Origin of the sequence: Rhodococcus sp. IEGM 1302, from assembly GCF_030056935.1 — a bacterium.
GTDB lineage: Bacteria > Actinomycetota > Actinomycetes > Mycobacteriales > Mycobacteriaceae > Rhodococcus_F > Rhodococcus_F qingshengii.
The window spans coordinates 15,749-41,351 of the sequence record NZ_JASHKY010000020.1 but is presented as its reverse complement, the minus strand read 5'-3'; the positions used below and the strand labels follow the sequence as shown (position 1 = coordinate 41,351).

Annotated in this window: 24 protein-coding genes; 16 read left to right on the top strand and 8 right to left on the bottom strand. The window is 63.9% G+C overall.

The features are described 5' to 3' along the window. The first annotated feature begins 73 nt into the window (after window positions 1-73). The 4 genes from QM609_RS22185 to QM609_RS22170 all read left to right on the top strand — a co-directional run bounded on the left by QM609_RS22185 (window position 74) and on the right by QM609_RS22170 (window position 4,760). Entirely contained in the window at window positions 74-1,117 is a 1,044-nt protein-coding gene (locus tag QM609_RS22185) for a UDP-N-acetylmuramate dehydrogenase (RefSeq protein ID WP_047268936.1), read from the top strand. Between the two features lie 32 nt (window positions 1,118-1,149). Beyond that, window positions 1,150-2,346, top strand: coding sequence for a L,D-transpeptidase (locus QM609_RS22180; protein ID WP_042452959.1), 1,197 nt, complete (start codon window positions 1,150-1,152; stop codon window positions 2,344-2,346). 120 nt (window positions 2,347-2,466) lie between these two features. Further along, window positions 2,467-4,005: a hypothetical protein gene (locus tag QM609_RS22175; protein ID WP_054187844.1), complete on the top strand. Its 1,539-nt coding sequence runs from the start codon at window positions 2,467-2,469 to the stop codon at window positions 4,003-4,005. After that, entirely contained in the window at window positions 4,002-4,760 is a 759-nt protein-coding gene (locus QM609_RS22170) for an ESX secretion-associated protein EspG (protein WP_054187843.1), read from the top strand. The genes QM609_RS22175 and QM609_RS22170 overlap by 4 nt, the downstream gene beginning before the upstream one ends. 15 nt (window positions 4,761-4,775) lie before the next feature. Here QM609_RS22170 and QM609_RS22165 read toward each other — a convergent pair whose 3' ends face one another. From QM609_RS22165 to QM609_RS22155, 3 genes are read right to left on the bottom strand one after another with little or no spacing between them, the layout of a single operon-like run. Then, on the bottom strand, window positions 4,776-5,525 hold the full coding sequence (locus QM609_RS22165) for an SDR family NAD(P)-dependent oxidoreductase (RefSeq protein WP_003942076.1): 750 nt from the start codon (window positions 5,523-5,525) through the stop codon (window positions 4,776-4,778). A 15-nt stretch (window positions 5,526-5,540) separates the two neighbouring features. Then, window positions 5,541-7,862 carry an arylsulfatase gene (locus tag QM609_RS22160; RefSeq protein WP_054187842.1) on the bottom strand — a complete coding sequence of 774 codons (2,322 nt, stop codon included), beginning with the start codon at window positions 7,860-7,862 and terminating at the stop codon, window positions 5,541-5,543. Further along, window positions 7,859-8,836, bottom strand: coding sequence for a TauD/TfdA dioxygenase family protein (locus QM609_RS22155; RefSeq protein WP_042452972.1), 978 nt, complete (start codon window positions 8,834-8,836; stop codon window positions 7,859-7,861). Before QM609_RS22155 ends, QM609_RS22160 begins: the two co-directional genes overlap by 4 nt. A gap of 342 nt (window positions 8,837-9,178) precedes the next feature. On the opposite strand from QM609_RS22155, the gene QM609_RS22150 reads away from it, so the two are divergent. Continuing rightward, window positions 9,179-10,450 (top strand): ROK family transcriptional regulator, encoded by a 1,272-nt coding sequence (locus QM609_RS22150; protein ID WP_074447122.1) that lies wholly within the window; start codon window positions 9,179-9,181, stop codon window positions 10,448-10,450. A gap of 15 nt (window positions 10,451-10,465) precedes the next feature. Here QM609_RS22150 and QM609_RS22145 read toward each other — a convergent pair whose 3' ends face one another. Continuing rightward, window positions 10,466-10,825: a YybH family protein gene (locus tag QM609_RS22145; RefSeq protein WP_054187841.1), complete on the bottom strand. Its 360-nt coding sequence runs from the start codon at window positions 10,823-10,825 to the stop codon at window positions 10,466-10,468. Window positions 10,826-10,895: 70 nt separating this feature from the next. Here QM609_RS22145 and QM609_RS22140 point away from each other — a divergent pair, with 70 nt between their 5' ends. Then, window positions 10,896-11,765 (top strand): LysR family transcriptional regulator, encoded by an 870-nt coding sequence (locus QM609_RS22140; RefSeq protein WP_054187840.1) that lies wholly within the window; start codon window positions 10,896-10,898, stop codon window positions 11,763-11,765. Here the strand turns inward: QM609_RS22140 and QM609_RS22135 are convergent. The 3 genes from QM609_RS22135 to QM609_RS22125 form a co-directional block, all read right to left on the bottom strand. Continuing rightward, window positions 11,731-12,735, bottom strand: a complete 1,005-nt coding sequence (locus tag QM609_RS22135; protein WP_054187839.1) for a tocopherol cyclase family protein — start codon at window positions 12,733-12,735, stop codon at window positions 11,731-11,733. The genes QM609_RS22140 and QM609_RS22135 overlap by 35 nt on opposite strands. Then, window positions 12,732-13,124 (bottom strand): PaaI family thioesterase, encoded by a 393-nt coding sequence (locus tag QM609_RS22130; RefSeq protein ID WP_003942017.1) that lies wholly within the window; start codon window positions 13,122-13,124, stop codon window positions 12,732-12,734. Before QM609_RS22130 ends, QM609_RS22135 begins: the two co-directional genes overlap by 4 nt. Before the next feature lie 64 nt (window positions 13,125-13,188). Beyond that, window positions 13,189-13,962 (bottom strand): PIG-L family deacetylase, encoded by a 774-nt coding sequence (locus QM609_RS22125; protein ID WP_003942001.1) that lies wholly within the window; start codon window positions 13,960-13,962, stop codon window positions 13,189-13,191. Window positions 13,963-14,073: 111 nt separating this feature from the next. On the opposite strand from QM609_RS22125, the gene QM609_RS22120 reads away from it, so the two are divergent. The 8 genes from QM609_RS22120 (at window position 14,074) to QM609_RS22085 (ending at window position 22,565) form a co-directional block, all read left to right on the top strand. Continuing rightward, window positions 14,074-15,300, top strand: a complete 1,227-nt coding sequence (locus QM609_RS22120; RefSeq protein WP_003942019.1) for an MFS transporter — start codon at window positions 14,074-14,076, stop codon at window positions 15,298-15,300. Further along, entirely contained in the window at window positions 15,246-16,073 is an 828-nt protein-coding gene (locus QM609_RS22115; protein WP_054187838.1) for an alpha/beta fold hydrolase, read from the top strand. Before QM609_RS22120 ends, QM609_RS22115 begins: the two co-directional genes overlap by 55 nt. A 42-nt stretch (window positions 16,074-16,115) precedes the next feature. Next, window positions 16,116-17,444, top strand: a complete 1,329-nt coding sequence (gene mshA / locus QM609_RS22110; RefSeq protein WP_003941843.1) for a D-inositol-3-phosphate glycosyltransferase — start codon at window positions 16,116-16,118, stop codon at window positions 17,442-17,444. Then, window positions 17,441-17,938: a type III secretion system chaperone family protein gene (locus tag QM609_RS22105; RefSeq protein ID WP_003941943.1), complete on the top strand. Its 498-nt coding sequence runs from the start codon at window positions 17,441-17,443 to the stop codon at window positions 17,936-17,938. The genes mshA and QM609_RS22105 overlap by 4 nt, the downstream gene beginning before the upstream one ends. 139 nt (window positions 17,939-18,077) lie before the next feature. Further along, complete coding sequence (locus QM609_RS22100; RefSeq protein WP_054187837.1) at window positions 18,078-19,679, top strand: AMP-binding protein; 1,602 nt, start codon at window positions 18,078-18,080, stop codon at window positions 19,677-19,679. Between the two features lie 46 nt (window positions 19,680-19,725). Further along, the gene (locus QM609_RS22095) at window positions 19,726-20,481 is read left to right on the top strand and encodes a phosphoglyceromutase (protein WP_003941992.1); all 756 of its coding nucleotides are present in this window, start codon (window positions 19,726-19,728) and stop codon (window positions 20,479-20,481) included. 162 nt (window positions 20,482-20,643) lie between these two features. After that, complete coding sequence (locus QM609_RS22090) at window positions 20,644-21,879, top strand: sensor histidine kinase (protein WP_003941938.1); 1,236 nt, start codon at window positions 20,644-20,646, stop codon at window positions 21,877-21,879. Then, window positions 21,876-22,565 carry a winged helix-turn-helix domain-containing protein gene (locus QM609_RS22085; RefSeq protein ID WP_003942020.1) on the top strand — a complete coding sequence of 230 codons (690 nt, stop codon included), beginning with the start codon at window positions 21,876-21,878 and terminating at the stop codon, window positions 22,563-22,565. The genes QM609_RS22090 and QM609_RS22085 overlap by 4 nt, the downstream gene beginning before the upstream one ends. A gap of 100 nt (window positions 22,566-22,665) precedes the next feature. On the opposite strand, the gene QM609_RS22080 is transcribed toward QM609_RS22085, so the two are convergent. Beyond that, on the bottom strand, window positions 22,666-23,451 hold the full coding sequence (locus tag QM609_RS22080) for a DUF3109 family protein (RefSeq protein WP_003941928.1): 786 nt from the start codon (window positions 23,449-23,451) through the stop codon (window positions 22,666-22,668). Window positions 23,452-23,517: 66 nt separating this feature from the next. Between QM609_RS22080 and QM609_RS22075 the strand changes: the two genes are divergently transcribed. Together QM609_RS22075 and QM609_RS22070 are read left to right on the top strand one after the other, a co-directional pair. Then, window positions 23,518-24,468 (top strand): Ppx/GppA family phosphatase, encoded by a 951-nt coding sequence (locus QM609_RS22075; protein ID WP_003941975.1) that lies wholly within the window; start codon window positions 23,518-23,520, stop codon window positions 24,466-24,468. Next, window positions 24,468-25,601 carry an Rv0497 family membrane protein gene (locus tag QM609_RS22070; protein WP_054187836.1) on the top strand — a complete coding sequence of 378 codons (1,134 nt, stop codon included), beginning with the start codon at window positions 24,468-24,470 and terminating at the stop codon, window positions 25,599-25,601. The genes QM609_RS22075 and QM609_RS22070 overlap by 1 nt, the downstream gene beginning before the upstream one ends. The last annotated feature ends 2 nt before the right edge of the window (window positions 25,602-25,603 follow it).

Sequence of the window (25,603 nt, the reverse complement as noted above, 5' to 3'; positions counted from 1 at the left end):
ATTGTGGAGGCTACCGTTTATCGATGTGTGGGACGTAACCATTGGCAGACGCGTCGTGGAATCAGGCGCTTTCGTGTCCGAGAACGTTGACTTGTCGGGATTGACGACGCTCCGAATCGGGGGACCGGCGCGGCTGCTCGCCGAATGTCCGACGACGCAGTCGTTGATCGACGTCGTGACGCTGCTCGATCGCGAGCAGATCCCGACGCTGATTCTCGCCGGCGGATCCAATCTCGTGATCTCCGACTCGGGATTCGACGGAGTTGTCGTTCGTGTGGCCAACACCACCGTGAGCCTCGACACGGACCGCGTCGTCGCCGAAGCGGGCGCGGTGTGGGACGAAGTAGTCGGTCAATCGGTCGCCGCGGAACTGGGTGGCCTCGAGTGCCTGTCCGGGATTCCGGGCTCGACCGGTGCGACGCCGGTGCAGAATGTCGGCGCGTACGGCGTCGAGGTGGGCTCGCGGCTCCGGCAGGTTCAATTGCTCGACCGACGCAGTGGCGAAGTGTCGTGGGTCGAACCGTCGAAACTCGAATTGGGTTACCGGTCGAGCGTTCTCAAGCATTCCGATGCAGCAGTGGTTCTCGCCGTCGAATTCGATGCGTCGACCGACGGACTGAGTGCCCCGCTCGCGTACCGCGAACTGTTCACCGCACTCGGGGCCGAAGAAGGCGAGCGGTTACCTGCGTCGCAGGTCCGCGAGGCAGTTCTGGGTCTTCGGACGGGTAAGGCGATGGTGCTCGATCCGTACGACCACGACACTTGGAGCGCGGGTTCCTTCTTCACCAACCCCGTGGTGCCGGACGACAAGCTGCCCGCTGTGCTCGGAGCAATAACCGAACAGCTCGGAGACGTCACCGTGCCGCAGTTCCCGGGCAGTGGTGGAACCAAGCTCTCGGCCGGATGGTTGATCGAACGGGCCGGATTCTCGAAGGGTTATCCCGGTGAAGATGCACCGGCCAGGCTGTCGACGAAACACACCTTGGCGTTGACCAACAGAGGGTCGGCAACGAGCGCGGATGTGGTCTCGCTCGCGCGGACAGTGCGCGACGGCGTCGAAGCCGCGTTCGGTGTCCACCTGGAACCGGAACCGGTAACTGTGGGCTGCACCATCTGATTCCTGACGGAGCCCGCAGGTAGCCTGTTGAAGTGCATGAGCTGGGTGGTAGGAGAAGTCGTTCGCGTCTTGTTGCGTTGGTAGCTGTATTGCTCGCTGTGATGGTGGCCGTCGTCGGCTGCACGATCGGTGGCAAGGACGGACAGGGCGGCGCGGCGGCCGCCGAGCCAGCACCGGTGGCGACCGTGGTGTCGACCCCGGCGCCCGGCACCAAAGATGTCAGCCCGGTCGCCCCCGTCTCGGTGGCGGTGACCCAGGGAACGCTGTCCGACGTCAGCCTCAGCAATGCGGCCGGTAAAGCCGTTGCAGGACAATTGTCGCCTGACAAGACATCGTTCACCGTCAGTGAGGCACTCGGCTACGGCACCACGTATTCGTGGTCGGGCTCGGCAACCGGGACCGACGGTAAATCCGTGCCAGTCCAAGGGAGCTTTACGACGGTTGCCCCGGAGTCGACCACCGGCGCCACCCTCAACATCGCCGACGGCCAAGAAGTTGGTATCGCGGCACCGATCACGTTGCAGTTCGACAACTCCGTCGTCGACAAGGCGGCCGTCGAGAAGGCGCTTGTCGTGACCACCGTGCCGCCCACCGCCGGATCGTGGGCTTGGCTGGCCGACGACAACGGCGGATCGCGGGCCCATTGGCGTCCGGCCGATTACTGGGTGCCGGGCACGACTGTCCATCTGGACGCCAAGCTCTACGGCTTGAACTACGGCGGTGGCGCCTTCGGCGACCAGGATCTCACGCTCGACTTCACGATCGGTCGTAGCCAGATCGTGAAGGCGAATGCGCCCAGCCACCGCATGCAGGTGGTGCGCGACGGTCAGACGATTATGGACATTCCCGTCAGCTACGGCGAGGGAAACGAACCTCGCAACGTCACGCGCAGCGGCATTCACATGGTGACGGAGAAGTACGAAGACTTCATGATGTCCAATCCGCCGTTCTACGAGAACGTGCGTGAGCGTTGGGCCGTGCGCATCTCCAACAACGGCGAATTCATCCACGCCAATCCTGAGACCACCGGGGTGCAGGGCTCGTCGAACGTCACGAACGGTTGCATCAACCTGTCGACATCCGACGCGCAGGAATACTTCGGAACCGCCCTCTACGGTGACCCCGTAGAGGTGACCGGCACGTCGATCGACCTGTCTCCTGCGGACGGCGACATCTACGACTGGGCAATCGATCTGCCGACCTGGAAGTCGATGTCGGCACTGCCGTAACTCTGTACTGCGGTAAATCCGTGGATGAGGGAACCGTCCGGGCTCTGCTTGCGTCTGTACAGGTAAGTGCTGTCGGCTCGGGGGAGTCCGACGGGGGTTTTCGACTTCAGGGGGACAGCGGTGGGCATTCCATTTCTGGAAGACGTGCTGGGAAGAATCTCCGAAGCGACGCAGGCCGTGCCTCCTGGCGTGGCGGCATTGCCAGTTGTCGGCACTCCCATCGCGAGCGCAATCGCTACATCTGCTCTGGTGCAATCCATAACCGACGACCGCGGCGCGTTCGACGACGAGATGGCTGCTGCGACCGTCGACGCCGATGTGGAGCGCGCACGAGCCTGGGGTGAGCGCGATGCCCTCACCGCCCAGACGTCGTCGCTCGAGTACAGCGAACACGCAATCGTGGACGACGATCCGTTCGATGCGATGTCGCACTCCGAAATCTTCGACCACGTCAACGAGATGAATCCGGCAACCCTGAGTGCGATCGGTGAGGCTTGGAAGGCCATTGCAGGCCGGGTCGAAGCCGGCATCGGGAAGTTCCAGAACGACGTGAACGGTGCGATCACCGAAGGCTGGCAGGGGCGCGGCGGCTCGGCTGCGCTGGAAGCAGTGCTGGCCTACTCGGCTGATGCGGGTGAGCTGAAGGTGCGGGTCGATCTGATCTCGAACAAGATCGAGGAGGCGAAGATCGCACTCGACGAGGCCAAACGCTCGATTCCGGCCCCCGACGGCGCCTCGACGGTCGAGAGGTTTCTCAGCATGGTTCCCGGGGCTACATGGAAGCAGGCCCAATACGAAGCCGAAGAAGCCGAACGTCAAGCGCGCCAGGTGATGAAGGACGTGTATCTGCCGTCCATGAAGCGTGCGGACGATCAGGTGCCGATCCTCCCGGCCGCATTCAATCCGGTCACCGGCGATGGAGGGGCTGGAAGTGGCGGGGCTGGAAGTGGCGGCGCATTCGGTGGTGGTGGTGCCGACGGCGGGAACTTTTCGGGTTCAGGAAACGGGCTCGGCACGCCATCTACATCGGGTGGCGGAGTCGGTGGGGGAGCGGACGGTGGAAACTCCGGCGGGGCAAACCCGCCCGGACACGGTTCCGGTCAGAATCCGTCCGGCACCGATACCGGAAATGGTGACAACCGTAGCGGCGTTGATGCCCAAGGGAATCCGAACGTCGATGCAGTTCGATCCGGAACCGGTTCCGACCCGGCCGGGACCACGGCGGCACATGCCGGTCCACTGTCCGCCGGTGCAGCGCCAGATGGCCTAGCTCGTGCAACTCCGAATGGCGCTCAGCTTGGTTCCGGAACGCCGTCAGGCCTGGTAGGTAGCGGTTCGGGTGGTGGTCCTGCTGGTGGAATCGGTACCGGAGGCTTCGGGCCAGGTGGAACCGGAGGTGGCGCTCTCGGCCCTGGCGGCGTGGGCGGCCTCGCCAATGGCGGGCGTGGGGGCGTCAACGGAGCTGGCGGTACCTCGGCGACGGGCGCGCAGAGCGGTCGGGGCGCGATGGGTGGCGTCGGCGGCATGGCACCGGGACGAGGGCAAGGGCAAGACGAAGACAACGTTCACGACACCCCCGGCTACCTCGTCACAGTCGAGAACGGCAACGCCCTGGTCGGCGACCTACCGATGGTCTCCCCGGCGGTGCTGGGCGAATGACCACCATGCAGTGGCAGTTCACCGGCCTCGAATTCCAGATTCTCTGGGAAGCGGTCGGACGTGACCGACTCCCGTACCCGCTGCGGTTTCGTCCGACGGCCGAAACCATGAACGAGCTGACAGAAGAGCGACGTCGAGCGGGAGCACACCTGGCTTGGTTGCTCGACGATCGGCTGCATCACGTTCTCGGTGCTCTTGCGAATCCTGATGCTCGCGTTGAGGTTTCCGGTTTTCACGGGCAGAACATGAGTACGGTGACGCGATTGCACGGCGTTGTTGCCGGCGACCTGGGGGTGCTCCTGACTCAACTGCCCGGCAGGACTGTCGACTGTGGCTCCGACGTGGTTTTCACCGTGGTACGCCCATCGGCAATTCCACGGATGCTCGTCGATCACCTGCCGACCTGCCCCGCTGGATCGGAGCGTGGTGTGAGCATCGAAAGGCCGAAAACTTCCGGTAGAGCGAGCTTCCTGAGCAGTGCCGCCGGTGCGCGCGGGAGCGAGGAAGTGAGCAGATTCTTCGGCCGAGAGCGGACCTCGATCGGTGAAGTCACCACATACCCGGGAGGAGCAGTGGACAGCAGACCGACAGACGACGGCATAACGTTCCACTGGTACGACTATGCCGGAGATGGTCGGTACATCGTCACCGCTGATGAAACCGTAAGTGCCCGTAGCGCTTCCACGGAAATGACGGAGGCCGAGATTGCACGCAATCTCGGCCTCGTCCTGCACCGGGTGATTCGCACTGGTTAGTCAGAACGATTCGAACTAGCTGGTGGTGCGGTGGAACCGACCGGGGCTTGCCTGATCCCTCGGCTTGACGATGATCTGATCGAGGTTCACATGTGACGGCCGCGACGCGACAAAACCGATGATCTCGGCGATGTCCTGCGCCACCAACGGTGTGATTCCCTCGTACACCTTGTCGGCCTTGTCCTGATCGCCCTCGAACCGGACGAGTGAGAACTCCGTCTCGACGGCTCCCGGCGCGATTTCGGTCAGTCGAACGGGCTTGCCCAACAGTTCACCACGCAATGTCCGATGAAGGACGGCTTGAGCGTGCTTGGCGGTGGTGTAGCCCGAGCCGTTGTCGTATGCCTCCAGCGCGGCCACCGAGGTGATGGTCACGACCAGACCGTCACCCGAATCGATCAGCTTGGGCAGCAGTGCCTTCGTCACACGCAACGTGCCCAGAACATTGGTCTCCCACATCCACCGCCAGTCGTCCAGATCGGCGTCCAGGACTGTTGCCAGACCCTTTGCACCACCCGCGTTGTTGACCAACACGTCGACACGTGGGACCACGGCCGCGAACGCGTCGACGGAATCCTCGTCGGTGACGTCGAGTTCGAGAGCGGTACCACCGATTTCCTCGGCGATCTTCTCGAGACGATCGACGCGGCGAGCACCGATCACGACGTGGAATCCCTGAGCTGCCAGGGTGCGGGCGGTGGCCTCACCGATTCCGGAGCTGGCTCCGGTGACTACGGCGATGCGGGCATCGGAAGAAATGGTCATGATGCAATCGTAGGGCTAGTCGGCGGCATACTCTGCTTCCCGTTCGATGGATTCGATGTGACGACGCGGTACTTGTATCCGACCGGGTGTGTAGGTGACGGCGCGCAGCGCGCCGCTGTACCGGAAGGGACCATGGCGTCGTCGTACCTCCCACGACACAGGTCCCCTGGCGTCGACACCGACCGAGATACCGGTCCACGGCGCCATTCCCACCAGTTGTACTTGCCCGAGCAGCTGGCCCGCGTGAATGCCGTCGACGCTGACGTGGAGATCCCAACGCAACCGCGGTACCACCGTCACCGACAGCTCGATGCGTTCGGTGCCGAGCGCCAGCGGTCCGGCGTCGACAACGGAGTAGGAACCGAACGCGTTGTACCCGAGATGCAGGTGCCCGTCCTCGACGTAGAGAAGGTACCCACCCTGCGGATCGCCATGGGCGACAAGGACACCGGCGTCACCTTCGCGGTAACCGTCGAGTTCGACCGTGATGTCGAAGTCGCGGAACCCGATCAGCTTGGATGAGCGGTAGCGCTCCAGCGGGGGCGTTCCGGCAAGTAGTCGCACCGGGCGTGAGAGTGCTCCTTCCTCCGGACGGCGAACCGCGCCGACGGTATTGCCGAGTAGAGGAAACACGGTGTTCGCCCACGCCGAGTGGTCCCAGGCCTCGGCGAGTTCGCGAACCTTGTCGGGAAACCGTGATGCCAGGTCGTCGAGCTCGGTCGGGTCGGTGCGGACGTCGAACAACTGCCAGTGCGGTTTGTCGATGTCCGCCGGGGTGAGAGCCAGCAGTTTCCAGCCGTCCTTGTAGTAGCCACGGTTGCCGGTCATCTCGGTGTACTGCTCGGTGTGAGTGCTCGGAGCGGCAGACGAACGCAGAACGGACGCGGAAGACACCCCGTCGAACTCTTTCACCGGGAGCCCGTTTCGCACACTGGGTGCGTCGATTCCGGCCAGTTCGAGCAGCGTAGGGGTCAGGTCGGTGACGTACGCGAACTGGTCGCGAATCCCGTTGTCGTCTGCTCCGGGTTTCAATCCAGCGGGCCAGGACAGGAGAAAAGGAACACGGATCCCGCCGGCAAAGGATTGCCCTTTGTAGAACCGGAACGGGGTGTTGGACGTCTGTCCCCATCCACGTGGATAGTGGACGCCCAATTCAGGTCCGCCGATGAGGGATTCGTCGTGGGGGACATCGCCCACCCAGTCCGGATCCTGAATATGCGCGAACTGTGCGAAGTAGCTTCGGGTCCCGTCCGAACCGCCCTCGGCGGTGCCGCCGTTGTCGGAGGTGAAGACGATGATCGTGTTGTCGAGCTCGCCGAGTTCGTCCAGGGTGTCGACGATGCGTCCGACGCTCTGATCGATCGAGTCGACCATCGCCGCGTACACCTCCATGTAGCGGGCGAACCTGGACTGCACTTCCGGCGTGAGTGATTCCCATTCGGGGACGTCGAAGCCGGGTTCGGAGTTTCGCGGTGCTTGTTGCGTACCTTCCGGAAAGAGGCCTTGCACGAGCTGAGAGGCGAACCGCGACTCGCGGATTCGATCCCACCCTTCGTCGTAGCGGCCGCGGTACTTTTCCTGGTCGGCAGGCTTGGCCTGCAACGGTCCGTGCATGGCGACGTGTGCGAAGTAGAGGAAGAACGGCTTGTCCTGATCGTGGGCGCGGAGGTCCTTGATGTACCCGACCGCTTTGTCGGTCAGATCGTCGGTGAGGTAGTACCCCTCGGGGTACTCGTCCACGTCGACCACAGAATTGTCGGAGATCAGTTGATTGGGATAGTAGAAGGAGTTGAGGCCTTCGAGTGAGCCGTAGTAGCGATCGAAACCGCGCTGCGTCGGCCAGGAGTCACGACTTCGTCCCGGGGCCAGGTTGGCGTCGCGTACGAGGTGCCACTTGCCGACGGCATAGGTCGCATAGCCCGCGCCGCGGAGGATTTCGGGGAGTGTCTGGACGTCGTCGGCCAATTCCAGACGCAGTCCGGGGTAGCCCGGATCGGCGTTGGCGACAAAACCGTACCCGGCGCGGTGCGGATTCAGGCCGGTGAGAAGAGCTGCGCGCGACGGCGAGCAGAGGGGCGTCGTGTGGTAGTTGGTCATCCGAATGCCCTGCGCGGCAAGGCGGTCGAGGGTGGGAGTCTCGATCTCGGAGCCGAACGGCCCGATGTCGCTGTACCCCATGTCGTCGATCAGAACCACGACGATGTTGGGTGATCCGGGAATCGGGGTCGTGGAGGTGGGCCACGACGGGGTCGAATCGGCTGCGGTGCGGCCGATTCGACCCTCGAAGCCTTCGTATCCGCGGGCGTGCGGAGGAGGGGCGGAATCCGGTGAAGTCATGGGAGAGTCGAGGCGCCTTCGATGATCGAGTATTCGGAAGCGTCGCCGGCGATGCTGCGGCTTCGTTCCCCGTGGATGTTGACCGGGATGTCGCCGGCAAGGGTGATGCGCTCCAGACGCCGGTACTGATCGTCGTAGTCGGCGATCGCGTAGTGCTGGGTGGCGCGGTTGTCCCAGATCGCGACGTCACCCGCTTCCCAGTTCCACCGCGTCGTGTACTCGAGCTTGATGGCGTGATCCTGCAAGAGCTTGAATACACCGTTCGACTGTTCGGTGCTCAACCCGACGAAGTTCTTGACAAAATGTCCGAGGACGAGCGTGCGTTCTCCGGTTTCGGGGTGGACCCGCACCACCGGGTGTTCCGTCTCGAAGTACGTGGACTGGAACTCCTCGCGGTAGGCGGCCGTGCGATCTTCGGTGAGCCGCTCGGCGCTGGTTGCCGCATAGTCGTAGACGTTCGTGTGGCGAGCCCAGAGGTTCTCCGCGAGCGCCTTGAGCGGATCCGGCAGTCCGTTGTAGGCGGCTACCCCCGACGCCCACGTCGTGGAACCGCCGTATTCGGGTAGCTGCACCGCGCGCAGGATCGAAGCCTTGGGGATGCGGTCGACGAAGGTGACGTCGGTGTGCCAGCTGTTGGCCTTGCCCAGGTCCGAGTCGATGGGCAGAACTTTTGCGCCGTGCGACTTCACGGTGGGGTGGGCAGTGGTCGGGGTACCCAGCAGCTGGGCGAACTCGTACTGCGAATCGTTGTCGAGGTGGTCTTGCCCGCGAAAGAAGATCACCTTGTGTTCGAGAAGTGCTTGCCGGATGAGGGAAATCGTCGCCGGGTCGAGATGCCCGCCGAGAGTGATTCCGTCGATTCGGGCGCCGATATGCGCGCCGAGGGTGGTGACAGTGCCGCGAGCGGCGTCAACGGCCGCTCCGTTCGTTGATGCCGAATTCGTGAGGGTCGGCTTGGCGAAAGCTGTAGACATGGTGCACCTTTCGTGGGGAGTGTGCCCACCCAAACACGCGAGATTTCGCCCCGACAGGGTTGCGTTCAGTGTGATCGTTACCGCACCTGATTTGTGAATCTCGGTGAAGCTGCTACTTTTGGAGCCATGTCGACCGACCAGCCTGCCGCTTTGCGGGTCACCTATGTGACCGCTGCGCTTGGTTCGCGTCTGCCTCTGGCGCGAGAGCTGTGTTGTCGCCGCCGTTCTTTCTGCAGCTAATTTCTGCGCCTTTTCTGTCTATTTCTTCGTGTGACCAGTGGAAACGCTGATTTCTCGGTCGACAGAGATATGCGCCTTCTCCTCCTTCTGCAAGGGACAGCCATGTCGACACCCACAATCTCCGCCATTCCGAACATCCGATCGCGAACCGCGCTCTCGGGAACCCGGACCCGTACCCAGATAGTTGCGCCCGAACTACGCATCGCCGACGGTCCGTCCGCGACTGTGTTGCGCATTGCTCGATCCCGTGGGCCGCTCTCACGTGACACTGCGGCAAAGGCATCAGGGCTGAGCATCGCCACCGTGAACCGGCAGGTCACGAGCCTGCTGGACCTCGGGATCCTGCGCGAACGCGCGGACCTGACGGCCTCCGGAGCAATCGGGCGTCCGCGAGTTCCGTTCGAGGTCAACCACGAGCCTTATCTGACAGTCGGCATCCACATCGGTGCCGTCGTCACCAGCATCATCGCCAGCGACATTCGTGGAAAGGTGCTCGGCGCCGTCGAGATTCCGACGCCTGCCACCAATTCTGCTGTCGCGCTTGCCACCATTGCGCGCTCGGCCAAATCCTTTGCCTCGCGGTGGCACAAGCGTCGTCCGCTCGCCGTCGGCGTGGCCATCGGCGGTCGCGTCGATTCAGCGACCGGAGTCGTCGATCACCCGCGTCTGGGATGGAAGGGCGCCAAGGTCGGGTCCATCATCGGAGCCGGCTTGGATCTCCCTGTATCGGTAGCCGCCCACGTCGAGGCGATGGCCGCGTCGGAACTACTGCTCAGCACCGACCGTGCCGAAGCCCCGACGCCGGGCACTACCGGCCTGTACTTCTACGCTCGTGAAACTGCCGGCATCGCAATCACTTTCGAAGGGCGAGTGCACACGCCGTCCAGCGGACCCGGTTCGATCGCGCACCTCCCCACCGGTTCGTCCGCACGGTGCACCTGCGGAGCCGTGGGTTGCCTTGAAGCGACGATCAGTGACCGCGCCGTAGTCGCGCAGGCTTTGTCTTCGGGCGCCGTGATCCAGGGCAGCGAGCGTGTCACGATCGCGGACGTCTACCGGGCCGCGTCGTCGGGTTCCATTCCGGCACACGAGCTTCTGGTTGATCGAGCACGCGTCCTCGGCCGGACAGTGGCGATGCTGCGTGACCTGTTCAACCCGGATCGTGTGATTCTGGGTGGTCAGGCATTCACCGACTATCCGGCCGGGGTGCCCCATGTCGCCGAGGCTTTCTCGACGGCATCCTCCTTGGAGCGTAAGGACATTCGAATTACCGGTTTCGGCAATCGGGTTCAGGAATACGCTTCCACGGTCGTGTCACTGAGCTCACTGTTTGCTGATCCCGCTGCGGCTATGCGCCGCGCGTCGGCCGTCTGACTGCGAAGAGGGCAGTCAGAGTTCCGGTCGATCCAAGACTCGCAACCATGATCCGTCGGGCTGGCGGCGCGCGACCTGCGTGCGCCCGCCGGTTCCGTCGGAAGGTTTGGTCGAGGTCATGGCCAGGTCGCCGCTGATCACCGTCGGTAGAGATTCCTCGACGGTGAATCTCGGTGCAGCTGCCAGCATCTGAGAGATCACCTCGCGGATGGCTTGGCGGCCCACGGTGAGGGATCCGGGAGGGAAGGCCATCACCGCATCCTCCTCGTAAAGTGCGGCGACGGCGTCTGCGTCACCAGCGTTGGCGAACTGCACAAAAAGCTTCGCGATGTCTTCCGGGGTTCCGGCCTTCTGAACGTCATCTGTTGTTGTCATGCTTCCATCGTTCTAGTACTCCGGCGATAAGTCCAAGATCTAGTTTGTCTCGCAGCTAGAATCAGCAGTTATGGAACTTCGGCAGCTCGAATACTTTGTCACGGTAGTGGAGGAAGCCAACTTCACTCGCGCCGCCGAGCGGCTTCACGTAGCCCAACCGGGTGTGAGTGCCCAGGTCAAACGGCTGGAACGTGAGTTGGGGCAGGAATTGCTCGATCGTAGTGGTCGAACCGTTTGTCTGACCGACGCCGGGCGAGCTGTCCTCCCGCACGCCTACGCTGCACTTGCTGCCGTTCAGAGCACCCGCGACGCTGTCGATGCCTTGAACGGACTGGTTCGGGGTTCCGTTTCGGTCGGGATGGTTACCGCCTGCGCTTCCGCCGACCTCACAGATCTGCTGAGTCGGTTGCACAACAAACACCCCGGACTGGACATTTCGCTGGCCGAGGACGATTCGCGCAGTCTGCTTGCCGGAGTGTTGGACGGAACCTTCGACATAGCCGTCATCGGGGTGGCGGGAGAGCTGCCGGAAGGGCTCGAATCGAGGGTGATCACCGACGAACGACTGGTGGCCGGAGTGGCAACGGATCATCCGCTGGCCGAGGTGTCGTCTCTACCGTTTGCCGAGCTCGCCACGCGATCGGTCATCTGTCTGCCGGAGGGAACCGGTATCAGGACGTGTCTGAACTTCGCATGCGCCGCGGCCGGCACCACGCCGACGGTTGCGCTCGAGGCAAGCAACCTCGGCATCATCGTTTCATTGGCCGCGCAGGGGCTGGGAATGGCCGTGCTTCCCGAGTCGGCAGTGGGGGAGTTGCATCGGATCGATCTCGAACCGGAGGCGCGATCTCGGCTGGTATTGGTCTGGCGTTCGTCGGGCGGCAAGAATCCTGCGGCCTCCGCTCTCATCGATCTTGCGAGAGCTGTTCCCGCCGAGTGAGTTCGGCCTGCGCCCGATCCAATCCGCCGTGCTCGAGAGCAGCCAACCTCGACCTGTCCTTCCAGACGATGGTGCCGCGTCGCCGGACGATGACCGACATCGTTCCACCGAGATGCTCGAGCGCTCCTGGTACGTTTCGACGCTCGGCAGGTATCGGAACAGGAAGTATGTGTGCGTCGGCGATGGGTGCGGTCCCGTCGATGTCGACGCTCCACTTCCGGCTGTAACCCCGAAGCGTCCAGCGATCGTCGGACACCGTCGTCTCCACCTGTGACGTCAGAGGATTACCCAGCCGCAACACCGTTCCGTCCGGTAGCGCGGCAACGACGGCGGTGACTTCGGTGCGCAGAGGTCCGGCGCTGACCTGTCCGCCGGCAAACGCCACGCAGGCTCGAGGATCGGTGAACCCCTGTGCCTGTCCCCACCACCAGGATTCCGGGAATCCTCCCTTTCCCCAGTTCTTCTCGCCGTACACCTGCGCTCCGGTGAGATCCCAGCTCTGTCCGTCGATGACGGCGCTTCCCTCGACCCGGCCGCCGAGCAGCCACGGATGCCAGTACTGATTGAGTGCGGGAACTGATTGGAAGTAACTCGATCCCCCGAAGCGGCGGTGCGGCCAGAATCGCTGACTACTGATGCGCACGTCGAGATGACTGTCGCCGAAATCGACCTGGAGTCGATCGGCATTGCCGCGGAAAGCGTTGTCGGCGTAGGCCCCCAGGATACGGGGATCGGCCGATCCATTCGGATGCTCAGCAGTGCGGAGGAATCCGCCTGGGTGTGCCGCGAGACCGAGCGTCGACCAGCTGTCGCCGTCGGCCTTGTTGATTCCGGCGAGCGCGATCACCACCCGTCCGCTGTCTGGCATCGTGAATCGCCAGAAGTAACCCTCCATCGCAACGTCATGGGAGGCAAGCAGATTGCCGTACGGCAGGGTGGCACCCGAAGCGCGGTACGCGGGAAGCTTCACGGTCCCAGTACTGCCTGTGATGCGGTGACCTGAGCGACGAGGCGGCCCTCGTCGTCGCGGATCTCGGTCACCACCGCGACGGTGCTGCGCCCCGCATGCAGTGGCCGGGCGGTTGCGGTGACCGTGCCCTTGCGCACGCCGCGAGTGAAGACGGTCGACGAACTGGTGGTGGACGTACTTGCGCCGGGCGGCAGATTGAGGAATGCACAGACGGCGCCGACGCTGTCTGCCAGCGTCATCAAGGCGCCGCCGTGCATTCCGTTGCCGGCGGTGGTGCGGTGGCTGTCCCAATCCAGATGGCCGACAACCTGTTCGGGTGCCGCGCTGTCCAACTGAATACCGGTGTGAACTGCAAAAGGCATGCTCGCGACAAGTTGTTCGAGGTCCATGCCTACCGATGGTAACGAGCCGCCGAAACCTCCGTCGGGACTTCGGTTTATCGAGGGCGGTGACTCACAGGGGCAGGGCGGTTTCCGACAGCCCTTCCGGCGCGTTGCGACGACGGAACCACTCGGTGCCGAATGCCGCGGCGAGTTGCTCCGTCGGCATTTCGAGGAACGGGCCGAAATCGCCGACCTGCGTTGCGTGCGCGTACATGGCCGCGCGCTTGGACGAGATCACCGAACTGACATCGACCGCGGTGGTGAGTTGGTCAGCCGGAAGCCCGAACGATTCGATGTCCGGCGGCTGCGCCTCCTCGGTCCACTCGGGGTTGGCCTGCATCAGCATCTTCATGTGATCGCGGTTGGTGGACGCCTCGTAGACGAACGGCGTGCCCGCGAGTTCTGCAGCACGAACGCCGACGTGGTGGACCTGGATGTGATCCGGGTGGCCGTATCCGCCGTTGGGGTCGTAGATGGTCAGGACATCGGCGTTCTCTTCACGAAGAACCTCGGCCAGACGCTCGGCGGCCTTCTCGACGTCGACGTTGCAGAACGCTTCCGGATTCTCGTTCTCGGGCGTACCCACCATCCCCGAATCCGGGTAGTGCAGGGACACGACGCGACTGGCACCCAACGCGTCGGTGGACGCCTCGAGCTCACGGCTGCGGCGCTGAGCCAACGTCTCGTATTCGTCCAACAGTCCGTCGGGGAATTCACCGAGAGCACCGTCGGTAGCGGTGACGACTACGACGCGGTGACCTGCGTCGGCGGCCATTCTCATCACGCCGCCCGTAGTGAAAACTTCGTCATCGGGATGGGCGTGGAAACACACCAGGACACTCATTCGCGCAATCGTAAGGCAAGTTACCGACAGGTCAACCCGAGCGCACAGTGAAAACGATTTGTCGAGTCGGCCTCGGCTCTGTGAACCTTGTTCAGTGCACGAGAAGCTGACATGAGCGAATCCACCAACAAAGGCCTGCTGAGCGCCTACCGCGAGATCTTTGCCGCCCCCGGATCGGTCGCCTTCTCGGCCGCCGGATTTGTCGCAAGGCTGCCGATCGCCATGATCGGTATCGGAATCGTGACGATGATCTCGCAACTTCGTGGTGACTACGCGCTCGCCGGCGCGCTCGCCGCGGTTTTTGCGCTCTCGTCGGCGATCATCGCGCCCGCGGTCTCGCGTGCGGTCGACCGCTTCGGACAGCGAGCGGTCCTGCCGATTGCCGCAGCCGTGAGCGTCACCGCGATCGGGGCGCTCCTGCTCGCAGTCCGGATGGAAGCTCCCGACTGGCTGCTGTTCGTTCTGGTCGTCCCCGGCGGCGCCACTCCGACGATCGGCGCGATGATTCGCGCCAGGTGGGTGGCGATCTATGTCGGAAAACCTCAGCTGCGCACCGCCTTCGCCTTCGAATCGGTGGTGGACGAGCTCTGCTTCGTGGCGGGCCCGGTCATATCGGTAGGTCTGAGCATCGGGCTCTTCCCCGAGGCTGGACCACTGGCAGGGTTGATCCTGCTGGTCACCGGAACCCTGCTGCTGGTCATACAGCGCGGAACCGAACCGAAGGTGCATCCGCGTCGACCCGGCCGCGGACGATCGGTTCTCGGTAACCACGTGATGTGGATCGTCATCGTGATCATGGTGATGCTCGGAACGATCTTCGGCGTCATCGACGTCGGCGCCATCGCGTTCACCAAGGAACAGAATTCGCCGGGGTCGGCGACGCTGGTCCTCGCGCTGTTCGCCGGCGGTTCGGGAATCGCGGGACTGATCTTCGGGTCGATGCACCCGGCGCGATCGCTGCGCGGGCAGTTGATGATCGCGTCCTCGGCGGTCGCCGTTCTCAGCGTCCCGCTTCTGTTGGTCGGAAACGTGGCCGCACTTGCGGGTGCCTACGTGCTGGCGGGCGCGACCATCGCACCGACGCTCATCATCGCGACAGCCCTGGTCGAACAGATCGTCCCGCCGGAAAAGCTCACCGAGGGAATGACCCTGACGGTTACCGGCCTCGGCGTCGGCGTGGCGCTCGGGTCTGCGCTGGCCGGACAGCTGATCGATCGCTACGGCGTCCCGTCGGCCTACATGCTCGCCGTCGGCGCCGCAGTCGCAGCCTCTATCGTGACGGCATGTCTATTCGTGAAGCCGTCAGCGTCGACGGCACGTCCATCGTCTATCGAGTAACCGGAAATTCGGCGGGGACCCCGCTGGTGTTGCTGCACGGCTGGGCTCAGTCCTCGCAGTGCTGGGGCGAGCAGGTCCTCGCGGACCTGGCCGCGGACTATCGGCTGATCGCCGTCGATCTGCGCGGCCACGGTTACTCCGATGCGCCCGAATCCGGATACGACGACTCCGCGAACTGGGCCGGCGACGTCGCGGCTGTTCTTGCGGCCGAAGGCGTCACCGAGAACGCGATCCTGCTCGGCTGGTCGTACGGCGGTCTGGTGATCTGCGATTACCTGGCAGTGCACGGCACCGGCGCGGTGGCGGGTGCGGTTCTGGTCGGGGCGATCACCAGCATCGGGCGCGGCGAAAAAGGTGGCAAGGTCGGCTCGGCGATGCGTAGCGCAGTTCCCGGCGCGATGTCCGAAGATCCCCGCGAGGCGATCCGTGCACTCGGCGCTTTCGGCAATGCTCTCACCGGCCCACCCGAGGGCAAGGGTGCAGCGTCGCAGGCCTTGTTCGGGAACAGCCTCTCGACGCGTCCGCGGGTGCGCGCAGCACTGTTCAACCGTGCTGTCGGTCACGACGACTTGCTCCGCAACCTGGATATCCCCGTTCTCGTTCTGCACGGAACCGAGGACTCCGTCGTCGACGTGAGTGCAGGTAAGCACGCCGAGGAACTGATTCCCAAGTCCCAGGCGTCGTACTGGGAAGGCTGCAATCACGGCCCGTTCGTGGAGGATCCGACACGATTCGTGTCCGAAGTGCGAACGTTCATCTCGAGCCTCGGTTAGAGTTCGCGCCCGGTGAGGGGGCAGTATGGAGTCGTGACGCCCATGCACATTTCGCGCCCTCGCCGGGTGGCCGTTCTCTCGGTCCACACCTCGCCATTGGCGCAACCCGGCACCGGTGACGCGGGTGGGATGAACGTCTACGTTCTGCAATCCGCCATTCAGCTCGCCAAACGTGGCGTCGAGGTGGAGATATTCACCCGCGCGACGTCCTCGGCCGACGCACCTGTGGTGGACGCCGCTCCCGGAGTGCGGGTTCGGAACATTGCTGCTGGTCCCTTCGAAGGGCTGGACAAGGCGGATCTGCCGACTCAACTGTGTGCCTTCGTCGCAGGAGTTCTACGGGAGGAAGCGCGCCACGAGCCCGGGTACTACAGCCTGATTCACTCGCACTACTGGTTGTCCGGTCAGGTCGGCTGGCTGGCCCGCGACCGCTGGGGCGTGCCCCTCGTACACACCGCCCACACCCTCGCGGCGGTGAAGAATCTTTCGCTTGCCGAGGGAGACACCCCGGAGCCGGCAGCACGTCAGATCGGCGAGCAGCAAGTAGTCGCCGAGTCCGATCGCCTGGTCGCCAACACCACCGACGAAGCCAAGGCGCTGCACGAGTTGTACGGCGCAGACCCCACGCGTATCGACGTCGTGGCTCCCGGCGCCGATCTCACCCGCTACCGACCGGGCGATCGCGATTCCGCCCGCGCGTCGTTGGGGTTGGACCCGGGCGAGGTCGTCGTGACTTTCGTCGGCCGGATCCAACCTCTGAAAGCACCGGACGTTCTGCTGCGTGCTGCCGCCGAAGTGATCAGCCGTCGCCCCGAGTTGCCGTTGCGCATCCTCGTCGTCGGCGGGCCGTCCGGAACTGGCCTCGCGCGGCCGGACGTGCTGATCGAACTTGCACGCTCACTCGGCATCACCGCGCAGGTGACGTTCTTGCCGCCGCAGGCTCCTGAGCGTCTCGCCGATGTCTACCGTGCCTCGGATCTGGTTGCGGTGCCGAGCTATTCGGAGTCCTTCGGATTGGTCGCCATCGAAGCTCAAGCCTGCGGAACTCCCGTGATCGCCGCCGACGTCGGCGGACTGGGAGTGGCCGTACGCAACGGTGAGACCGGCCTGCTGGTTCAAGGACACCGCACCGAAGATTGGGCCGGCGCCCTCGAATCCTTGGTGACAGCACCGACGCGCTTGGCCGAACTCGCCGCGCAGGCGCCGCGTCACGCCGAGAATTTCTCGTGGGAACACACCGCGGACGGTTTGCTCGAGAGCTATCGCAAAGCCGCAGTCAACTACAACAACGGAACCGGTCCCAGCGACTTCTCGCCCCGCCGTGCGCGGGGTCTGTGGCGTCTGCGCCGGACCGGGGGAGTGCGTACATGAGCAGCATTTCGGACACCATCGAGCAGGCTCTCACCGAGCGCGAACTCGAATTCACCAGAAAAGACGACGCGCATTTCATCGTCGAACTTCCCGGTGAACACAAACTCAAGACGTCGACTCTGCTCACCGTCGGCAATCACGGTGTGCGGGTCGAGGCCTTCGTGTGCCGCAAGGTGGACGAGAACTTCGAAGGCGTCTACAAGTTCCTGCTCAAGCGCAACCGCCGTCTGTACGGGGTGGCGTACACACTCGACAAGGTCGGGGACATCTACCTGGTCGGCAAGATCGCGGAGCATGCCGTGACCGGCGATGAACTCGACCGAGTGCTCGGTCAGGTTCTCGAAGCCGCCGACGGCGATTTCAACGTCATCCTCGAACTCGGCTTCTCCTCGTCCATCAAGCGTGAGTGGGCGTGGCGGGTGTCGCGAGGCGAGTCGCTGGCGAATCTCGAACCGTTCAAGCACCTCATCGAGGAGGAGCCCGCGCAGAGCTGATCGAGCGGGGTGAGACACATCGCGGATGTGTCACGTAAAGTGACCTTTACTTGTGACTGTCGTCACGGAATAATACTGTTCCCGTGAGTCACAGTAAGTTGGTCACACCACCCCGCCGCGCAACTTTTCGAGGAGCACAGTGAGCTTCAAGAGTCCGTTCCCCGACGTTGAAATCCCCAACCTCAGCGTCTACGACTTCCTGTTCGGAAACACCGACCCCGCAGACCTCGACAAGACGGCATTCGTCGAGGGCAGTTCGGGCGCAGTCACCACATACGCTTCGCTGATCGCACAGATCAACGGCGTTGCAGGCGCTCTCGCAGCGCGCGGACTCAGCGTCGGCGACGTGGTCGGGCTGCATTCGCCCAACGTCCCGGCCTTCGGTTCCGTCTTCCACGGCATCCTTCGTGCCGGTGGCGTCGCGACCACGATCAACGCGCTCTACACCGCCGAGGACATCGCCAAGCAGCTCACCGATTCCAAGGCCAAGTTCCTCTTCACCGTCTCGCCGCTCCTGCCGCAGGCAAAGGCCGCTGCTGACCTGGTCGGTATCCCGGCCGAGAACGTGTTCGTGCTCGACGGGGCCGAAGGCCACCTCTCGCTGCGTGATCTGCTCGGCGAGGGTGCAGCGGCGCCCGAGGTCTCCTTCGATCCGGCCACCCAACTCGCGGTGCTGCCGTACTCCTCGGGCACCACCGGCCGACCCAAGGGGGTCATGCTCACTCATCGCAACCTCGTGGCCAACGTCTGCCAGATCATTCCGCGGATGGGTATCGAGACCGACGACAAGATTCTCGCGGTCCTGCCGTTCTTCCACATCTACGGCATGACGGTCCTGCTCAACGCTGCGCTCTATCGCCGCGCGAGCCTCATCACGATGCCGAAGTTCGATCTCGTCGAGTTCCTGCGGATCGTCGCCGAGCAGAAGTCGACGTACATCTTCGTCGCACCGCCCGTTGCCGTCGCGCTGGCCAAGCATCCGCTCGTCGATCAGTACGACCTCTCGAGCGTGCACACCATCTTCTCCGGTGCGGCCCCGCTCGACGCGGCGCTCGGCAAGGCCGTCGCCGACCGGTTGAACTGCCACGTCCGCCAGGGCTACGGCATGTCCGAGATGAGCCCGGTCTCGCACGCGATCCCGTTCGATCGTGACGACATCGCCCTCGACACGTGCGGTCCGACCATCGCCAACATGGAATGCAAGCTCGTCGACCCCGGAACGGGCGAAGAGGTCGCGTACCCGCCTCTCGGCTCGGACGGCGTCAGCGAGCCCGGCGAACTGTGGTGCAAGGGCCCGAACATCATGCTCGGCTACCTCGGCAACGACCAGGCCACCAAGGACACCCTCGACGACGACGGTTACCTGCACACCGGTGACATCGCGACCGTCGACGGCGACGGCGTCGTCAAGATCGTCGACCGCCTCAAGGAACTGATCAAGTACAAGGGCTACCAGGTTCCCCCGGCGGAACTCGAGGCCTTGCTGCTGACCCACCCGCAGATCGCCGACGCCGCCGTGATCGGCGTGCTCGACGCCGAGGGCGAAGAGGTCCCGAAGGCATTCGTGGTGCTCCAGGACGGCGCCGAGTTGACCGAAGCCGACGTGATCTCGTTCGTCGCCGAGCGAGTCTCGCCGCACAAGAAGGTTCGCCAGGTTTCGTTCATCAGTACCGTGCCGAAATCCGCGGCCGGAAAGATCCTCCGCAAGGATCTGCGAACTGCGGAAGTTGCCCCGAGCTGATTTCCGGACAGGGTTGATCAAGAAGGGTTCCGGTACTCGTGCCAGGATGAACGCCATGAGTATCGGAACCCTGGTCCTGCTCCGCCACGGCGAGAGCGAATGGAATGCACTCAATCTGTTCACCGGCTGGGTGGACGTACACCTGACAGACAAGGGCATGGCCGAGGGCAAGCGCGCCGGCGAACTGCTCGCCGAGCACAACCTGTTGCCCGACGTTCTCTACACGTCTCTGCTGCGCCGCGCGATCAGCACCGCAAACCTCGCGCTCGACGCCGCCGATCGCCACTGGATCCCCGTGGTCCGCGACTGGCGCCTCAACGAGCGTCACTACGGCGCTCTGCAGGGCAAGAACAAGGCTCAGACCAAGGAAGAGTACGGAAACGAGCAGTTCATGCTCTGGCGTCGTAGCTACGACACCCCGCCGCCCGCCATCGAAGCCGGCAGCGAGTACAGCCAGGACACCGATCCCCGGTACGCGAACCTCGACGAGGTTCCCTTGACCGAGTGCCTGCTCGACGTCGTCAAGCGTCTGATCCCGTACTGGGAGGACACCATCTCCCAGGAGCTGCTCGCCGGTCGGAACGTGCTGGTCACCGCGCACGGCAACTCGCTGCGTGCGTTGGTCAAGCACCTCGACGGCATCTCGGACGAGGACATCGCGGGCCTGAACATCCCGACCGGAATCCCGCTGCGTTACGACCTCGACGAGAACCTGAAGCCGCTCAATCCCGGCGGCACCTACCTGGATCCGGAGGCCGCAGCTGCCGGCGCCGCCGCGGTGGCGAATCAGGGCGGAAAGTAGCAACCCGATGATGTGCGTCGAGGCCCCCCGAACAGTGATTTCGGGGGGCCTCGGCCAACAACAGATGAACGACGAACCAACGCCGTCCACCTGGCGGATTACGCGGGTGGGAACGTCCGAACCCGCCGTAACCGACTCTTCGCGCGAACGTACGATTGCGCCGTGAGTGTCGTGATTGCAGTGCTGCTGGTCGTGGTCGCCGGCTTGGTCGGCTACCTCGTCGGCGGGGTGCTGGTACCCAGGCTGTCGTCGCGCCAGAGTCAGCGCTCGGACGAACAGACCGGGCTCACGATGTCCCAGGTTCTCGACCTCATCGTGTTGGCTTCGGAAAGCGGTATCGCCGTCGTCGACGGTTTTCACGACGTCGTGCTCTTCAATCCTCGCGCCGAGGAACTCGGTCTCGTCAAGAATCGTCTGGTCGACGAGCGAGCTTGGCGGGCTGCTCAGGAAGTTCTGCGGACGGGTCAACCTGTCGAGGTCGATCTGACGGCGCAGACCGCTCAGCGGGGCCGCGACAAGATCGCGGTACGTGGCACGGCCCGGTTGCTCAGCAAGGACGATCGCAACTTCGTGGTCCTGTTCGCCGACGACGATTCCGAGCAGGTCCGCATGGAGGCGACCCGACGCGATTTCGTCGCGAACGTCAGCCACGAACTCAAGACGCCGGTCGGTGCGATGAGTTTGCTTGCCGAGGCACTGCTCGAGTCCGCTGACGACCCGGAATCGGTGCGCCACTTCGGCGAACGGGTGCTCGGTGAGTCGATTCGTCTGGGCAAGATGGTCACCGAGTTGATCGCACTCTCGCGTCTGCAAGGTGCCGAGAAGCTGCCGGATCTCGACGTGGTCGACGTCGACACCGTGGTGTCCGAAGCACTGTCGAGGTCGAATCTGTCGGCCGAGGCCGCCGGGATCACGGTCACCACCGACCATCCGAGTGGGCTGGAAGTACTCGGGGATCAGACTCTCCTCGTCACGGCATTGTCCAACCTCATCGAGAACGCTATTGCGTACTCGCCCAAGGGTTCTCCGGTTTCCGTCAGTCGGTCGGTACGCGGCGACAATGTCGCGATCGCAGTCACCGACCGAGGAGAAGGCATCGCGAAAGCGGACCAGGAGCGAGTGTTCGAGAGATTCTTCCGCGTGGACAAGGCGCGGTCACGGCAGACCGGTGGAACCGGTCTGGGGCTGGCGATCGTCAAACACGTCGCGGCCAATCACAACGGCTCCATCGAACTGTGGAGCAAACCGGGTACAGGGTCTACCTTCACGTTGCAGATACCGGCACACGTGGAGTCGGACGACGACATCGACTCTGACGACGCGGGAACCGCCGGTTCCACGCGGATCGGCAGACGAGAACAAGGCAGTAGAGAAAACGGCATGGAGGCCAAACGATGACGAGTGTGCTGATCGTGGAGGACGAGGAGTCCTTGGCGGACCCGCTGGCGTTCCTGCTCCGCAAGGAAGGCTTCGAGACCACCATCGTCAACGACGGACCGTCGGCGTTGGCGGAATTCGATCGCTCCGGAGCGGACATCGTCCTGCTCGACCTCATGCTGCCCGGCATGAGTGGCACGGACGTCTGCAAGGCGCTGCGGTCGCGCTCCGGCGTCCCCGTCATCATGGTGACGGCGCGTGACAGTGAGATCGACAAGGTCGTCGGACTGGAACTCGGTGCGGACGACTATGTGACCAAACCGTATTCGGCGCGTGAGCTGATCGCTCGCATCCGTGCGGTGCTGCGCCGCGGGGTGGAGAACGAGGCGGACCTCGCCTCCGACAACGGGGTGCTCGAGGCCGGACCGGTACGGATGGACGTCGAGCGCCACGTCGTGCAGGTCGCGGGTAACCCGGTGACGTTGCCGCTCAAGGAGTTCGATCTCCTCGAGTACCTGCTCCGCAACTCCGGTCGGGTGCTGACCCGCGGACAGTTGATCGACCGCGTCTGGGGCGCCGACTACGTCGGTGACACCAAAACCCTTGACGTACACGTGAAGCGGTTGCGTTCGAAGATCGAATCGGATCCGGCCAAGCCGGAACATCTGGTCACGGTCCGTGGATTGGGTTACAAGCTCGAAGCGTGATCGAACCTCGTCGAGAAGAAATGTCGAGAAGAAATGTCGAGAAGAATTCAGCCGCTCACACGATCGTGTGAGCGGCTGAATTCTTTTTGTTCAGGCGGAGTCAGCCCTGAGCTTTGTTCTGAGCGATCGTGGTCGCCGGATGGACTGCGATGAGGCCGAGGCCCGCGCGACGCCTGCAGAGGCGAGCCAGCTCGTCGTACGCGCGCTTTCCGAGAAGTTCCGTCAACTCGGGCCCGTAGGACTGCCAGACCTGCCGCTCCCCGACATGAGCGTCGGGGGAGCCGGAGCAGTACCAGGCGAGGTCGTCGCCGCCCTCACCCCAGCCGCGGCGGTCGTACTCGGTGATCGTGGTCTTGAGGATCTGGACGCCGTCCGGCCGGTCGACCCAGTCCTGGGTGCGGCGGATCGGTAGCTGCCAGCACACGTCCGGTTTCACCTCGAGCGGCTCGATGCCCTTCTTGAGCGCCATGGAATGCAGAGCGCAGCCCTCGCCTCCGGCAAAACCCGGCCGGTTGAGGAAGATGCACGCTCCTTTGTAGCGGCGGGTGCGCAGCGCGGGCTCGTCCTCGAGGTCGTCTTCTTCGACGTAGCCCTTCTTGCCGAGACCCTTTTCCATGAACTGCCAGTCTTCGGCTGTGAGCATTTTCACTGACGCATCGAGCTTGTCCTGATCTTCCTGATCGGAGAGGAAAGCGCCGTGCGAGCAGCAACCGTCGTCCGGGCGGTCTCCGATGATGCCCTGACACGCCGGCGTGCCGAACACGCAGGTCCAATGCGAGAGCAACCACGTCATATCAGCGGAAATGAGGTGTTCGGAGTTATCCGGATCGACAAATTCGACCCATTCGCGCGGGAAATCGAGATCGACCTCGGGGCTCGGAGTCATCTTGTGGGACCGGTCTGGGTTACCTGCTGTCACAAGGGCCGACCGTAGACCCAGTAACGTGGCGATGTGCGACTAGGGGTACTCGACGTCGGAAGCAATACCGTCCATCTATTGGTTGTGGACGCCCATCGGGGCGGCCACCCAACACCCATGAGCTCGACCAAGTCCACGTTGAGGCTGGCAGAAAACACTGACGACCGCGGCGATATCACCACGTCAGGAGCCGATCGGTTGGTGTCGACGGTTTCCGAATTCGCCGGTATCGCCAAGACGTCCGGGTGCGAGGAAATGATGGCTTTTGCCACTTCCGCGGTCCGTGACGCCAACAATTCCGAAGCCGTACTCGCCCGCGTCCGCGCCGAGACCGGAGTCAACCTCGAGGTTCTGTCCGGGGTCGACGAAGCCCGCTTGACCTTTCTGGCCGTGCGCCGCTGGTACGGCTGGAGCGCCGGACGCATCCTGAACCTGGACATCGGCGGCGGCTCGCTCGAACTCACAGCAGGTGGTGACGAGGATCCGGACGTCGCCTTCTCACTGCAACTCGGTGCCGGACGGTTGACGCGCGACTGGCTACAGGCCGATCCGCCGGGCAAGCGCCGGGTCGCTGTATTGCGCGACTGGCTGGACGCGGAGTTGGTCGGACCAGCCAAGGAACTGCGCGCCGCCGGCGACTGGGACCGCACGGTCGGGACTTCGAAGACCTTCCGATCGTTGGCTCGGCTCACCGGCGCGGCCCCTTCTGCCGCAGGCCCCCGGGCAAAACGGACCCTGACTTCCAGCGGACTCAGGCAACTCATAGCCTTCATATCCAGGATGACGGCAGCGGACCGTGCAGAATTGGAAGGAGTGAGCTCGGATCGGTCACAGCAGATTGTGGCCGGCGCGCTCATCGCAGAGGCAACCATGCGGGCGCTCGGAGTGGACGAACTGGAAATTTGTCCCTGGGCACTGCGTGAGGGTCTGATTCTGCGAAAGCTCGACACAGAAATGGGCGGTGAATTGGTGGTGAGTGCTTGATGACCGAGGACAGTCAGCAGATTTCCGTAGCGGAACTGCTCAAGCGGAACGGTCAGAGCGTCGAATCCCGAGGTGGACGACGCCGGCGCGGCGTAGCCGGTGGCATCTCCGTCGCCGAACTGACGGGTGAGATCCCGATCGTTCGCCAATCGGGATCGCGCGCGGCCGCCGAGCCCGAGTCCGACGAACCAGCAGCCCAGCCTGAAGCCGCTGCGCCGGAAACCGCTGCGCCGGAAAACTCTGCACCTTCAGCGCCGGCCGAGGCCGTCGCGGAAACCGCCAAGTCAGTCGAACCGGCACCGAAGGTTCCCGCCGATCGCACCGCAGCCTTCGCCGTCTCGTTCGACGACGACGATGACGATGACGAGCCGCAGGCACCCAAGGGTGAGTCGAAGCCGGTTGCTGCGCCGCCGGTCACCACTCCGAAGCCGACTTCCACACCTTCGCCGGGACAGACCTCGAAGTCCTCGCCCGGGCAGTGGGTGAGCCGGGCACCGCTCAACTCCTCGTCACCGACGCAGGTAACGCAGGAACCAGCCCTGCTGTCGGGTCAGACCCTGGCGGGCGACCTGATGCGTCAGGAGCGCGCCGCAACGCAGTCGCCGTCGTTGCGTCCGCCGATCCTGCCGCCGCGTGTCCCCACTCCCGTCGCCAAGGCACCTGCACAGACCGCTCCCGCTCCGGCCGCGCCGGAAGAGAGCACCGAACTGATCGACAAGATCGCAGACGCGGATGCCGGCGAGGCCGAATCCACCGCCGTGGTCGATCTGGTCAAGGCGCCGGCTGTCGATGACGGTGCAAAAAAGACCAGTGCCGCCGCGGAGTCCGATGTCGAAGCCGAACCGGCAGCGGAAGAGGCAGGCGAGCGTAACTCGATCCGTGAATGGGCAGTGCTTGCCGGTCAGGTGGTTGTTGCACTGATCGTCGGCGGCGCGATGTTCAAGGGCTTCGAGAAGCTGTGGGACATGCTGCCGTGGGTGGCGTTGGTGCTCGCGCTGATCGTGATCGTCGGCCTGGTTGCTGTCGTGCGGGTTCTGCGGAAGACGGACGACATCACGAGTTTCGTGATCGCGGTGGTCGTCGGCATGATCGTGACGCTCGGTCCACTGGCGTTCTTGTTGACCTCGGGTTGATC